A 12,566-nucleotide genomic window follows, 5' to 3' on the forward strand; every position below is an offset into this window, starting at 1 on the left:
AATGAAGATCCTGATCTACGGCCTCAATTACGCGCCCGAACTCACCGGGACTGGCAAGTACACGGCTGAAATGGCCGCGCTGCTTGCGAGCCGGGGGCACGACGTCCGGGTGGTATGCGCTCCGCCTTACTACCCGGATTGGCGAGTTTCCTCCGGGTATACATCGTGGCGCTATCGTCGCGAAGAGCGCGACGGTGTCACGGTATGGCGCGCGCCGCTATGGGTGCCGTCGCGCCCAAGCGGTGTGAAGCGGATGATTCACCTGGCCAGCTTCGCGGCAACCTCTCTGCCCTTGCTCGTGTTGCAGGCCTTCTGGCGCCCCGATGCAGTACTGTTGATCGCACCGACCTTGATGTGCGCACCCGCGACGATCGCGCTCGCCCGAGTCGCCCGTGCAAGTGCGTGGTTGCACATTCAGGACTATGAGGTCGACGCCGCTTTCGAACTCGGCCTGCTCAAAGGCTCGCGTGCCGCGCGGATCGCGCGCTGGATCGAGAGCCAGTTGTTGCGGCGCTTCGCTGCAGTGTCGTCGATCACGCGGCACATGAGCGCGCGTGCGTCGACAAAGGGCGTCGACCCTTCGAAGGTGGTGTGCCTGCCCAACTGGGTCGACGTTTCGGCGGTGTTTCCGCTGCCGCGGCCGAGCGAGTATCGAAGCCTGCTCAACATATCCGACGAGCAGAAGGTCGTTTTGTACTCAGGCAACATGGGCGCGAAGCAGGGCATCGAAATGCTTGCGGAAGCCGCGGCGTCGCTCGCGTTTCGCCCGGATATCACGTTCGTGTTCTGCGGTAGCGGCGCGGCAAGAGAGAATCTCGTCAAGCGGTGCGCCGCCTTGCCGAAGTGCGTCTTTCTTCCGCTGCAGCCGGTGGAGCGTCTGAACGAACTGCTTAATCTCGCCGACATTCACGTGCTGCCGCAACGCGCCGATGCGGCCGATCTGGTGATGCCGTCGAAGCTGACCGGCATGCTTGCCAGCGGTCGTGCGACCATTGCGATGGCACGGCGTGGTACGGCGCTTCATGAGGCGGTGCATTCGCGCGGCGTGGTCGTGCCGCCGGATAACTTGGAGGCGCTGGTGGGCGCTATCACCGCACTTGCAAACGACTCGGAGCGGCGCGCTGCGCTCGGCCGTGCGGCGCGTGACTATGCGGAAAGCACGCTGTCGCCCGATTCGACGATCAGTACGTTTGAAGAACGCGTTGGAATGCTGTGCCGCGCGGCACGAAGAAGGAGTGTGGAAGCCAGCAAGACGTATTTCGACGGAAGGCCTTCAGCGGTGGAGGTGCGGCATGTCAAGCCGGCGACCACGGAGGAAGTCGCGCCGGATTGAACCGGCATGCGGCCCTCTCATGAACGTGCGATCACCACGGCGACCGGTAGACGGAGCGCTTACCCGTTGTGTACGGATCGGTGTAAGCGGCCTTGGCCGCGCCTCGGGGCAGCAGTGTGTCTGCCGGGCGCTGGCGCGGGGCGGCGTCGGCCACGCGCAACTGGCCGTTGGCTGCGGCAGGCGCCTTGCGCTTGACCGCAGCGCCCTCCTGGCCGGCTTGCTCGGCACCGATGACGGTCATGCGTTGCTCGTTCATCAACGCCGCGCGGCGTGCGTCGTCGATATTGCCGTCTCGTGCATTGGCGGCGCCGTATCCGTCGGGCGCGCCGAGCAGCTTCTGCTCCCGCTTGCGCTGCACGGCGCGGCGATCGACGGGAGCCTGCTGGGGCGCGCCATAGCCGGTCGGCGCGGTGGCGGTCATTGCCGGTGCTCGGGCAGGCGCGGCGTTCTGGGCGAGCGCCGGTCCTGCGCACGCGGTGGCAAGGACAAGCATGCAGGTGGCGGTGCGCTGAAGCGAAGTGGTCATTGTGGTCCCCGGGGTTGATACAGTCGTGATGAAGATATCGTGCGCCAAAATCCATGCGCGTAGCCGCCAAAACGCTTGCCGGGACGGACACGTTGACCGTCAAAGCCACACGCACAAAAATAATTAGTAGCCCTGTGTATAGGAACGGGAACGCAAGGTATGGAGGAAGATGATGGGCAACATTGCAGACGATCCGCGGCTCGCATGCTCGCCGCAAGCAGAAGGCGCTGCCGCCGAGCGCCGCGTCATCGACCTGAGTCTGGCCGGCAAGGGGAATTACCGCGCGCGGCGCAGTGCGCTGATAGAGCTTATATGGTTCTTCGTGGAAGCCTGCGTGATCAACAACAAGCTGCTGCCGTTCTCATTCGTGCGAGTCGCTCTGCTGCGCCTCTTCGGCGCGAAGATCGGCACAGGGTGTCGTTTCGTGCATCCATTGCGCGTGAAGGCGCCATGGAATCTCGAGGTCGGCGACAAGTGCTGGTTCGGCGTCGACGTATGGATCTACAACCAGGCGCCGATTCACATAGGTTCGAATGTGTGCATCTCTCAAGGGACCTTCCTCACGGCCGGTTCGCATGACATGAGCACCACGATGGACCTGCGTGTGGCGCCTATCGTGATCGAAGACGGCGTGTGGATCACGTCGAAATGCGTCGTGCAAATGGGCGTGACGATCGGCCGCTCGGCAGTCGTCACGCCGTTGTCTGTCGTACATCGTTCGCTCGAAGCCGAGGGCGTGTATGGCGGAAATCCGTGTCGTTTTTTGCGGAAGCGGTTTCTTCCGTGACCTGAAGCACAGAAGTAAAGCCGCAGCGTTTATACGCTGAGGAGACCGACGTGGTGGCAACCGGAACAAAGGCGCATCCGGTCACGGCATATGGGCGCGTTGTTCGCGGGGCCACTCGCCTGCGAGCCGGCGACGCCCCACAAACATCATGAAGAATAGGGGAGCTGCGGATGTTCATCGATACTCGCAATGTCGAGCAAAACACGGTCATTGAAACGACGGTTTGCATTATCGGGGGAGGGGTCGCGGGCATTACGCTCGCACGTGAAATGTCGCGTATCGGCGTGGATACCTGCATGCTTGAAAGCGGCGGCTTCGCGCCCGACGAGGAAACACGCGACCTCTATCGCGGCGAGAATGCCGGGCTGCCGTACCGTTTTGCGGACGGCTCGCGCAGCCGTTATTTCGGCGGCAGCAGCAATTGCTGGGGCGGCTGGTGCCGCCCGCTCGATCCGTGGGACTTCGAGAAGCGCGACTGGATTGCACATAGCGGCTGGCCGTTTGGTCTCGACGAACTCGCGCCATACTATGCGCGCACGCACGATCTGCTGAAGCTCGGACCTCAAACGTTCGACCCCGCCTACTGGGAGCGCGAGATCGGCCGCTCAGACGTGCGCCGCATCCCGCTGGGCACCGGCGATATGCGCGACACCATTGCCCAATTCAGCCCGCCGGTGCGTTTCGGCAAGGTGTATCGCGAGGAACTGTCGAGCTCTACGCGCGTGCGCGTTTTTCTTCACGCGAACGTCCTGAATATCGACGCGGATGCGCAAGGCACGACGATTACGCGAGTGCAGGTCGGCACGATCAGCGGCCGTAGAATGTCCGTGAAGGCGCGTATTTTCGTGCTTGCCACGGGCGGAATCGAGAACGCGCGGCTGCTGCTTGCTTCAAACAATGTCCAGGCAGCAGGAATCGGCAACGCCAACGATCTGGTGGGCCGTTACTTCATGGACCACCCGCGCATGATGTCGGGGAAGGTGCGTTTCCTGCCTGGCGTTGCGCGCAACAAGCTGTATGACATCAAGTACCACTACCAGAATGCAGCCGTCTCGGCGCACGGTACGAAGATCTCATCTCAGTTCGCCCCGCGACAGGAGATGATGGAGCGCGAAAAGCTGCTCAATTCTCGGGTGTGGCTCTATTCGCGGTGGTACGGGGAAGGTAGCGCGGGCTCCGAGGCGCTGATTCGTTGCAAGGAAGCGCTGATGCACAAGGACCAGCCGGGGCGTAGCCTGAAGGCGGACATTGCGACGATGGCGGCGCACCCTCTGGATACCGTGGGATATGGTTTGACCCGGCTGTTGCAGTGGCCTGCGCTGATTACCGACGTCACGCTGCAGGCAATCGTCGAAGCGGTGCCCGATCCGGACAGCCGCGTCACCTTGTCCGCCGACAAGCGCGATCATTTCGGCATGCCGCGCGTGAAGGTCGACTGGCGCCTTGGCGACCAGGTGAAGCGCACATTCGACAAAACGTTCGAGGCGCTCGCGAAGGAGCTGCGGCTGGCGCGCGTCGCCGAAGTCCAACTGGACGAGCCGCTCGAAGGCAGACCGTGGCCGCAGAAACTGGAAGGGACGTGGCATCACATGGGCACGACGCGCATGCATGACTCGCCGCGCGAGGGCGTGGTCGACCGCGATTGCAAGGTACACGGCATCAGCAATCTTTATATTGGCGGCAGTTCGGTGTTCCCGACTGTCGGCGCGAATTTCCCGACCATCACGATCGCCGCGTTGTCGTTGCGGCTCGCCGGACATCTGGCGCGGCAACTTGACGTTCCGAACATCGTCGGCAACACGGGCGCGGAAGCGGCGAATAGCGGTGTTTCGCCGGCGCAGTCGCCGGTAGAGACGCTGCCGATCGCGGCCTCGACGTTGACGCCGTTGATGAAGGAGTAGTGAACCGGCAGTGCAATGAACGAAGGCGACGGCGCGGTGAACGCGGCGTCGCCCGGCAAAAGGGCGGCGCTCATATGAGCGCCGTCATTCTTCATTGAAGTCAGCGAGCCTGCTCAGTGGCTTTGCGAAAAGCGGGTAGTGTGTTCTTCTCTGCCTGGCCGTGGTGACCGGCTCTCGTTTCAAGCAAGGTGGTCAACGCGCTCACCATCGTTTCGATCCTGAAGCGGGCGTTGAAAGTGCGCGCGGCTTGCAGACGCATCGCTTCACGGGTAGCGTCGTCGAGTTCCAGCCAGCGAACGAGGCTCTTTTCGGTGCTCTCGACGGTGTCGGACCCAACCAGCCCCGCGCCGTCTTCTTCGATTTCGCGCCACACGTTGACCTTATCGGAGATCAACGCGGGCAGGCCGCAGCCGAGCGCCTCGGCCACCGCGACACCGAAATTCTCCTGATGCGACGGCAGCGCGAACACGTCGCTTGCATGAAACGCTCCCCACTTCAAATCGCCCTGCAGCATGCCAGGCAGGGTCATGCGATGCGCGATGCCAGCAGCTTGCGCCTGAGCGCGCAGACTTGCGGCCCAGCCGGTTTCATCGGGACCGGCGATCACGAGATGCAGCGCCTCGTCACGTCTGGCCACGCGCGCGAATGCGTCGATCAGCAGATCGCAGCCCTTCTTCGCATGCACTCTGCCGAGAAACAGCACGACGCGTTTGCCGCGGGCGCTGGGTACTGCCTGCAAAAACGCTTCGCGTACCGATGCTACGTCGACCGTAGGCACCGTCGTTCCGAACGGCACGATGCGCTCGCGAGCGCGATAGAGCCAGAACGATTGGCGGGCCCTGGTGCGCTCTTCTTCGGTCGTGAAGATCACAGCGCACGCGTCGCGCAGCACACGGTACTCCGCCCATGGCCAGTAGAGCCATTTCTTTAGATGCTTGAGCGGATACGCCTCTTTGAACCACGGGTCCAGCATGCCGTGCGTGTACACGTAGTACGGCACGCCGCTGTCGTGCAGCGCTTTCCATGTCGCAAAGCCATGGTATTGCCACAAGCCGTGCACGACGACGGCGTCGAAGCGCCTCGCATGATTTGCGAGCCACGGCGCGAGATAGGCGCTATAGCTGTAGCGGTTGGATGTGGGGCCGAACGCATGAACCGGGAACGGCAAAGCCGCAAGGTATGGATCGTCCGGAGCGTCGCAGGTAGCGACTTCGATTTCATGTCCAGCATCCTGCATGGCCACGCCGCTGCGGCGAACGCCCTCGACGGGACCGCCGGCGCGCGGATCCACGCTTGCAAGCACGTGTAGGATTTTCATCGCGCGATATCCGGTCGGTTGGAACCCGGCAGTCGCGTCGTCTGCGACATGCCCAGCGTACTGGCGAGATCCCCCCGGCCCATGCCCGGTTGAATGCGGCGAGGCAAGTCCGGCGAAGCGGCGGCCCGCATGCGGCGCGCGGCGCCCATTCGGTTCGCGCGTGCCGGCAGTGCGCGCTGCAAACGCGTGTAAGTGGCAATCATCAAACCGAGACCAATGCCGAATACGAGCCCGGAAAAGCGGGGTCCACGCGGATTGCCGCCGATAGAGGTGGCCGGCAACGCGGAGAACAGCACGATCGCGTGCCCGAGTATCGGCAGCATCGGCGCATCGGGCACCACCGATCGCCAGTAGCGATACGCGGAGAAACATAGCGCGAGCGCGCCAAGTGTGGCCAGTGGCATGGCGATACCGAACACAAGCCCGCCCGCGAACGACTGATAGACCCAGACGTTGTGGCCCGCGAACCATTCGTTGATCGCGTAGAAATCCTGCTTGCTGAACTGGCCTGCAAGGTCCGGCAGATAATCCGGCGAATAGCGGTAGTAGTGCCCGTAGCCCGCGAAGTGGCCCGTGGTCGCGTCGGTGGCCTTGTAGTCCAGAGCAAGCGGCAATAGAAAAATCCATATCCAGGGTGCTGCATACTGATGGCGCATTCTTATTCCCTCCCCGTCGCCGTTTGCCGTCGTCTAAGCGGACGGTCTCGCGTCGGGTCATTGTGAGCGCAACTTTGTGCTTGAGGATATCGCTAGTTGCTGTTCGTCTCCGCCTGCCTGGATTCTGGCGACAGTGGAAAGGGCTATGCCTGCAAGACGCACGCAAGCTGTCCTTTATCGCCGGTGAATGCCTTGATCTTGGCGGTCGCTTGTACCTGCCGACACCGAAGATGCAAACAAGATGACGCGCCCGAGAAAACAGAAAGGGAAATACAAAACGAAGCTATTTGGCGGGGCGGGACACGCGAAAGCCGGTCGGGCTGGACTTCGTTCGCGGCACAGCAATTATTGCGGTGATGGGCTTTCACTTTCACGCTGTTCATACCGACAATGTACTCCTTCAGATTATGGAGTACCCACTCAAGAACTTCGAGGGGGAGGGCGTCAATCTTTCCTTCACATTGAGCGGCTTTCTGGTCGGCGGCCTGCTGTTTCGGCGATACGCCGAAACGGGTCATATCGACGCGCGCCGTTTTATCGTGCGGCGGATGTTCGGTATCTGGGCCGCGTATTACGTTCTGGTCGCTTTTCATGTGCTGGCTGTCCGGCATCCGTGGAATACATTCCTTTAAGTGCTGGAGTATTCGGGCGCGCTGCGCACGACATGGGTTTATCGCGGGGTCGCCTGGGTCGGTCTGTATTCATACGGTATCAATTTGTGGCACTCTCTCGCGCTCGCTCCCGGCAACATGGTGATTCGCAAGGCCACCGCACTTGGCCTCGCGCCGAGCGTCATCTGGATCGTTGCGCTTGCGGCACAGATTGTCATCGCAATCGTGATCGGCTCTGTGACGACGCGCGCAATCGAATACCCGTTCCTGCTAATGCGCAACGCGTTGTTTCCGGAAAAGCGCAGCAGCTCGGTGCGCGAGGAAGTGCCTGTCGCCAGTGGGCAGTTGTCGTGACTGCGGTCGATCACGCCATCTGTTGCAGCAAGGTTTGCTTGAATTCGCCGAGCGTGTGCCGCGACAGTAGATTGTCGCGCGATGATGCCGTTAGATGTTCGTGCGGCCACGAAGTCATTGTTTCGGCGATGGCCTTGCCGATCGACGCCGAGCTCAGGTCGCTCAGTATCGGTCCCAATTCGCAGCGCCTGCTGAACCAGCCGATCAGACCGTCTTCCGTCGCGATTATCGGCTTGTCGAAGCGGTACGCCTGCACGAGCACGCCGCTCATGCCGTAATGGCCTTTGTAGCCGAGCCATACCGCGTCGCATGCGGAGAACAGATCGCGCTCCGTATCGTTGGAGATGAACGAATCCAGCACGAGCGGCGCGGGCGTGAGACTGCGAATGTGATTGCGCATGAAGTGCCGCGTGCTCGCATCTTGTTCGCCTGCGACGATCAGCGTGGGCGCGTGCTCGAGACGCGTCATTGCATGAACGAGTTCGTAGATGCCTTTGCGTTCGGTGATCGCGCCGTACACGAGCAGGTAGCGTTGCTTGGGATCGAGGCCGAGCCGCTCGCGCGCGAGCGCAGGATCTTCCGCCCGTTCGTCCGGGAACGGGTCGGCCACATAGGCGACCTTTGCACTGTCTTTCGATGTATTGAGCGCCGCCCATTCCGGCAAGGTGGGATCGATGCTCAGCAAGGTGCGCAGCCCCGCCGTGCGAACCGCGCGTTTGAACAGCTGTGCCTTGATCGCGTTGACGAACGGACGATCGGGCGCTTTGATGCCTACCTTGTGATGATGAAACGTCGAGCGCATCGTAATGCCGATCCACGGCGTCTTGCCGAACGGAGAGCCGAGAAACGGTAGTCCATTGAAAAAATAATCGGCATAGGGCACGACGACCAGCCGGATCGACTGCGTGCGGCTGAGAATGCGATAGGCACGCTGGAAGTAGTTATGAAAGCGCCAGTACTGATTGCGTTCGCGCAAACGGTGAGTGCGGCTTTCCTCCGGATCGACAAAAGCGATCTGCTGATCGGGGCGGTTGGCTGCAGTGATCTGTTTCGCGAGCCGGTGATCTTCGTTTGCGCATTCAGTGACCAGAATGCACGGATGGCCGGCCTCCGCGCAGGCCTGCATCGTCCACTCGACATACCGCCAGCGGTGGCCGGTGAGATTGGGCTCCACGATCAGGACAAAGTCAGGTTCGATCACGTCGGTAGGCATAGGCGGAAATAGCGTGCATGGGTTGACGAATCGCATCAGCGGGTTCTCCGCCGCGAGCGGAAATGGCCCGAGCCGCGGGCTCTGCCGTGGCGTCAGATGAATAACGGTAGCACCCCTCGCAGCATGAAAACCGCCTATCTCTCGCGCTGTGTGGGTAAACGTACTACCACACAAGGGCTCGGGCCGAAGCCGCCTGGTTGATGGCGGTTGACGGCGAATATCTCGCGGTAAGGTCCTGCTTACGGTTAAGGTGAACCGTCGCCAGCTTGCTGGCGGGACCCAATTCCAATCAGGCGCCGCGGCGTTCACAGCGAGTCACGACACGCTGATCAAACCGCTGCACGGCGCAGCAATTCGACGGAGAACCAGCTTGCGGGCGATCAGGCTTCCCGCGCTCTCGATAGCCGGCAGTTTCGGCGCGAGCGCGGCGACATGGGTGTTATTGCAACAGTTCGCGGTGCGTGGACTGGTGGCCATCAAATTTCTTGCGATCGGCCGCATGCTCGGGCCGGCGGCGATCGGCAGTGTGAGCGTGGCTTTGCTCGCGGTCGCAATTGCAGAGGCGCTATCCGATACCGGGCTCGCGCAGGCAGTGATTCAAGGCGAGCACGCACCAACGCGCTCGCAGCTCGGCGCGGTGTGGACCACTCTCACGGCGCGTGGCGTATTGATTTCGCTGTTGCTGGTTGCGCTCGCACCGTTGCTGAGCAGTCAGTTTCATCTCGATGGATCGCTCCTGCTGATCCAGCTCGCCGCGTTGCTGCCGCTGTTGCGCGGGCTCGCGTCGCCGACCTACTACGTGGTCCAGCGTGAGCGGCGCTTTCAGCATATCGCGGGCGTGGAGGTGGCCGCTGCCTTCGTCGATTGCTCGGTCGGCCTCGCGCTCGCTTATTTCGGCGCGGGCGCGGCTTCGGTACTGATCGGCCTCGTCGCCGGTGAATCGCTCAAAAGCGCGCTGACGTGGGGCACCATGAAACCCAAGCCGCCGGTGCGCGCGGTTTGGTCGGGCATCGGCCAGTATGTCGGTTTCAGTCGATGGATCTGGGCGAGCAGTGTGATCAACCTGCTGCTCAACCAGTTCGACAAGGTGGTGGTCGGCAAGCTGCTTGGCCCCACGCAACTCGGCGGCTATCAGATGTCGTCGCGTCTCGCACAGATGCTGCTTGCCGATGCGGCGATCGCGATGTCGCAATACCTGTTTCCGACTTTTGCCGCACACCATCGCCGCGATCCGAAGGCGGCGTCGCGCCTCATCAGGGTTTATCTGCTGGCGGTCGCAATCGGGCTCGCCGCTTTTGTCGAGGTGCTGCGGCTGATCGCGGAGCCAATGTTCTCGCTGATTCTCGGCGCGGCCTGGCTGCCCGCGGTGCCGCTCTTCAGGATACTCGTCATCAACATGGCGATAGGCGCATTGATCGCGGTGCTCGTTTCGTATTTGCGCGCGATCGGCGACGCGAAAGCGACTGTGCATGCGTCGGCGATTCAGGTGGTAGTGCTGCTGATCAGTGCGCCCCTCGCGCTTCGCTGGTGGGGTGTGACAGGGATCGCATGGTCGATGACACTGGGCCTCGGCTGTGCCGCGGCGTGGATGCTGTACAGAATCCTGAGAGCAAGGACTGCATGATGCGCGTCTTCCATCTCGTACTGGCGCCGCGTTTGTCCGGCGCCGAAGTGCTCGCGAAAGACCTCGCGCTCGATCAGTGCGCCGAGGGCATGGCGGTATGCGTTGGCTCGCTCCTGCCTGCGCATGACGACTTTGCGTCGTTGGCGAACGAGTTGCAAACGCGCGGCGTGCAGTGCTTGTTTCCGCAGAAACGGCACCATCCGGCAGGCAAGCTGTGGAATCTGTTCGTCGCAGTGCGGCGGTTTCGCCCGGATGTGATCTTCGCGCATGCCACGATTCCGTCGTTTTATGCACGCGCGTTGCCGCTGGGCGTGCCTGTCGTCTACGTGATGCACTCCGCGACCAACGATTTCGAACGCCCGCTGTTCCGGCGCATCGAGTATCTTCTGTCGGGGCGCGCGAGCGTCGTGATAGGCGTATCGCAGAAAGGCGTCACGGACTACATACAGGCAATCGGCGTGCATCCGTCGATGACGGTGGTGCCGAACGGCGTCGATCGCGCGCGCTTCGCATTCACTGACGGCGCGCAGCGAGCCGCGAGTGTTCCGCAGATCGTGCAGATCGGCCGATACGCGTCTGTCAAAAATCAACTGCTCACGGTGCGCGCTTTCAGCGAAGTGGTAAAGCAGGTTGGCGACGCACGGCTCGTGCTATACGGCGTGGTCGAGGACCCCGATTACCAGCGCGCCGTCGTTGCGCTCGCAACCGAGCTGGGCGTCGCGGAGCGCGTCGTGGTCTCCGGGCCGCGCAGCGATGTGGCGACCGTGCTCTCCGAGTCGAGCGTTTTCGTCATGCCTTCACAGTCGGAAGGGCACAGCGTGGCGTTTCTGGAGGCGTTGGCCTCGGGCGTCCCGATCGTCGCAAGCAGGATACCGGCGTTCGCATTCGCCAATGGTTTCCCGGGTGTGCAATTGGTCGATACCGACAGCGTAGGAGGTTACGCCGACGCTATCGTGAAGGCGTTGAGCGAGAAGCGCGTGCAAAGATCGCTAGCGGGACTCACGCTTAGAGACGCGGCCGAGCGATACCGCGCCATCGCGCGGCAAGTGTGTCCGGCAGTGTCGGCGCGCTGAATATCGATCCTGGCGCGCGTCAATGATGCAAGTTGATGTCGCGTATATCGGGCGCAGTTTCGGGTGCGGGCTCGATCGTCCGGGCGCTTGCGAGCGCCGACTCCTGCACCGCAAGTGTCATGAGATGCCGCGCTTCCTTACTGCTCGAATCGATACCGAGCGCGCTGCTTGCATTGAGCGACACGCAATCCCAACGGGCAATGTAGCCGCAGCCTCGCGCAAGACTCAACAGTGCGTCGCGCTGCTGTTCACGTGTATTGACGGCCGCGCGCAGGTTCCGCGCGTCACGGCTTTGAGGTTGCACCGCGATCGCCGCGGCGACGCACGCCTTCGTCGCAGATAGATTGTTCTCCCGAAGGCTTGCACGCGCGGCACGCAGATGCCGCGACAGGTCGGCGCGTGCTTTTTCTTCTGCGGTGATGGGCGGTGTGGCGCCGGGATTGCGCTTTGCTTGCTCGGATGCGATTGCGACACCGGAGGCGGCCGGCGCGGCGGAGATGGCTGCGGCAGCGGAAACGGCCGGCGCGGTACGACGCGCGGACAACGACGACGAAGCGGGTAATTCCGCGGTCAACGCCGTGGGCAACGGGCGTGCCGTGTCGGAGCGAGGAGCGGCGGTGACCGCTGTTGAGCGCGCAGGAGCGGCAGTCTCAGGACGCTGCACCGCCAAAACCGGGGTCACGCTCTTCTGCCTGCTGATCGCACCGGATACGGTAAGCGGCTCGACATCGTCATCGGTGTCTTTGCTGTGTATGAAGCCGACATAGACCGCCGAGGCTACGATCAGAGCGGAGGCGGCAAGAGCGAGCGGCTCGCGCATCCGTTGATAGGTGCTCTGGACGATTGCTGGGTCTTCGACCACAGCATATGGATTGGCGAACGCGCGCGAGGGGTCCCACACTCTTCGCGTCGGTAGGCGCCTCGCTTTCGGCGGCCGCGCGTCGGTGAGTCGCACGGTTAGCGTCGGCACCATCGCGGCATACGCAGGGACACTGCGCGCACGGCATGAAGGGCAGGGAACGTTGCGGCTCACGAGCGGCGCGCCACATTGTTCGCATTCCGAAGAGTCGTTCTGGTCTGTATTCATGTCGTCATATTCGCGATGGTGACGGCGTGCGACGCGCTCCCCGTAGCCGGCGTACCGGTCGCCGCAAGCAGGCCTGCAACGAA

General features: G+C 62.5%; 11 protein-coding genes and 1 pseudogene. 7 read left to right on the forward strand and 5 right to left on the reverse strand.

The window, feature by feature from the left end:
• Position 1 precedes the first annotated feature (1 nt).
• A complete protein-coding gene (locus RW095_RS38030; RefSeq protein ID WP_317020815.1) occupies positions 2-1,333 on the forward strand; it encodes a glycosyltransferase WbuB in 1,332 nt (443 codons plus the stop codon).
• 31 nt (positions 1,334-1,364) lie between these two features.
• On the opposite strand, the gene RW095_RS38035 is transcribed toward RW095_RS38030, so the two are convergent.
• The gene (locus RW095_RS38035; RefSeq protein ID WP_317020816.1) at positions 1,365-1,859 is read right to left on the reverse strand and encodes a hypothetical protein; all 495 of its coding nucleotides are present in this window, start codon (positions 1,857-1,859) and stop codon (positions 1,365-1,367) included.
• A gap of 172 nt (positions 1,860-2,031) precedes the next feature.
• Between RW095_RS38035 and RW095_RS38040 the strand changes: the two genes are divergently transcribed.
• Positions 2,032-2,646 (forward strand): DapH/DapD/GlmU-related protein, encoded by a 615-nt coding sequence (locus RW095_RS38040; RefSeq protein WP_317022806.1) that lies wholly within the window; start codon positions 2,032-2,034, stop codon positions 2,644-2,646.
• A 170-nt stretch (positions 2,647-2,816) separates the two neighbouring features.
• Complete coding sequence (locus RW095_RS38045) at positions 2,817-4,547, forward strand: GMC family oxidoreductase (RefSeq protein WP_317020817.1); 1,731 nt, start codon at positions 2,817-2,819, stop codon at positions 4,545-4,547.
• 100 nt (positions 4,548-4,647) lie between these two features.
• Here RW095_RS38045 and RW095_RS38050 read toward each other — a convergent pair whose 3' ends face one another.
• A complete protein-coding gene (locus RW095_RS38050; RefSeq protein WP_317020818.1) occupies positions 4,648-5,865 on the reverse strand; it encodes a glycosyltransferase in 1,218 nt (405 codons plus the stop codon).
• Positions 5,862-6,428: pseudogene (locus RW095_RS38055) on the reverse strand (hypothetical protein); the annotation flags it as partial. The pseudogene RW095_RS38055 and the gene RW095_RS38050, both read right to left, overlap by 4 nt.
• Before the next feature lie 380 nt (positions 6,429-6,808).
• Here RW095_RS38055 and RW095_RS41780 point away from each other — a divergent pair.
• Together RW095_RS41780 and RW095_RS41785 are read left to right on the forward strand one after the other, a co-directional pair.
• The gene (locus tag RW095_RS41780) at positions 6,809-7,153 is read left to right on the forward strand and encodes an acyltransferase family protein (protein ID WP_449406541.1); all 345 of its coding nucleotides are present in this window, start codon (positions 6,809-6,811) and stop codon (positions 7,151-7,153) included.
• Positions 7,154-7,486, forward strand: coding sequence for a hypothetical protein (locus tag RW095_RS41785; protein WP_449406542.1), 333 nt, complete (start codon positions 7,154-7,156; stop codon positions 7,484-7,486). It abuts the gene before it with no gap.
• A 10-nt stretch (positions 7,487-7,496) separates the two neighbouring features.
• On the opposite strand, the gene RW095_RS38065 is transcribed toward RW095_RS41785, so the two are convergent.
• The gene (locus RW095_RS38065; RefSeq protein ID WP_317022808.1) at positions 7,497-8,699 is read right to left on the reverse strand and encodes a glycosyltransferase; all 1,203 of its coding nucleotides are present in this window, start codon (positions 8,697-8,699) and stop codon (positions 7,497-7,499) included.
• A 370-nt stretch (positions 8,700-9,069) separates the two neighbouring features.
• On the opposite strand from RW095_RS38065, the gene RW095_RS38070 reads away from it, so the two are divergent.
• Positions 9,070-10,323, forward strand: coding sequence for an oligosaccharide flippase family protein (locus RW095_RS38070; RefSeq protein ID WP_317020819.1), 1,254 nt, complete (start codon positions 9,070-9,072; stop codon positions 10,321-10,323).
• The gene (locus tag RW095_RS38075) at positions 10,323-11,396 is read left to right on the forward strand and encodes a glycosyltransferase (protein WP_317022810.1); all 1,074 of its coding nucleotides are present in this window, start codon (positions 10,323-10,325) and stop codon (positions 11,394-11,396) included. Before RW095_RS38070 ends, RW095_RS38075 begins: the two co-directional genes overlap by 1 nt.
• Before the next feature lie 19 nt (positions 11,397-11,415).
• Here the strand turns inward: RW095_RS38075 and RW095_RS38080 are convergent, their stop codons facing one another.
• On the reverse strand, positions 11,416-12,297 hold the full coding sequence (locus RW095_RS38080) for a hypothetical protein (RefSeq protein WP_317020820.1): 882 nt from the start codon (positions 12,295-12,297) through the stop codon (positions 11,416-11,418).
• Positions 12,298-12,566 lie beyond the last annotated feature (269 nt).

Origin of the sequence: Paraburkholderia kirstenboschensis (assembly GCF_032806925.1) — a bacterium.
GTDB lineage: Bacteria > Pseudomonadota > Gammaproteobacteria > Burkholderiales > Burkholderiaceae > Paraburkholderia > Paraburkholderia kirstenboschensis.

Excerpts from the sequence above, each read along its gene's own strand:
- RW095_RS38030 (WP_317020815.1), top strand. The coding sequence starts at position 2 with ATGAAGATCCTGATCTACGGCCTCAATTACGCGCCCGAACTCACCGGG.
- RW095_RS38035 (WP_317020816.1), bottom strand. The coding sequence starts at position 1,859 with ATGACCACTTCGCTTCAGCGCACCGCCACCTGCATGCTTGTCCTTGCC.
- RW095_RS38040 (WP_317022806.1), top strand. The coding sequence starts at position 2,032 with ATGGGCAACATTGCAGACGATCCGCGGCTCGCATGCTCGCCGCAAGCA.
- RW095_RS38045 (WP_317020817.1), top strand. The coding sequence starts at position 2,817 with ATGTTCATCGATACTCGCAATGTCGAGCAAAACACGGTCATTGAAACG.
- RW095_RS38050 (WP_317020818.1), bottom strand. The coding sequence starts at position 5,865 with ATGAAAATCCTACACGTGCTTGCAAGCGTGGATCCGCGCGCCGGCGGT.
- RW095_RS38065 (WP_317022808.1), bottom strand. The coding sequence starts at position 8,699 with ATGCCTACCGACGTGATCGAACCTGACTTTGTCCTGATCGTGGAGCCC.
- RW095_RS38075 (WP_317022810.1), top strand. The coding sequence starts at position 10,323 with ATGCGCGTCTTCCATCTCGTACTGGCGCCGCGTTTGTCCGGCGCCGAA.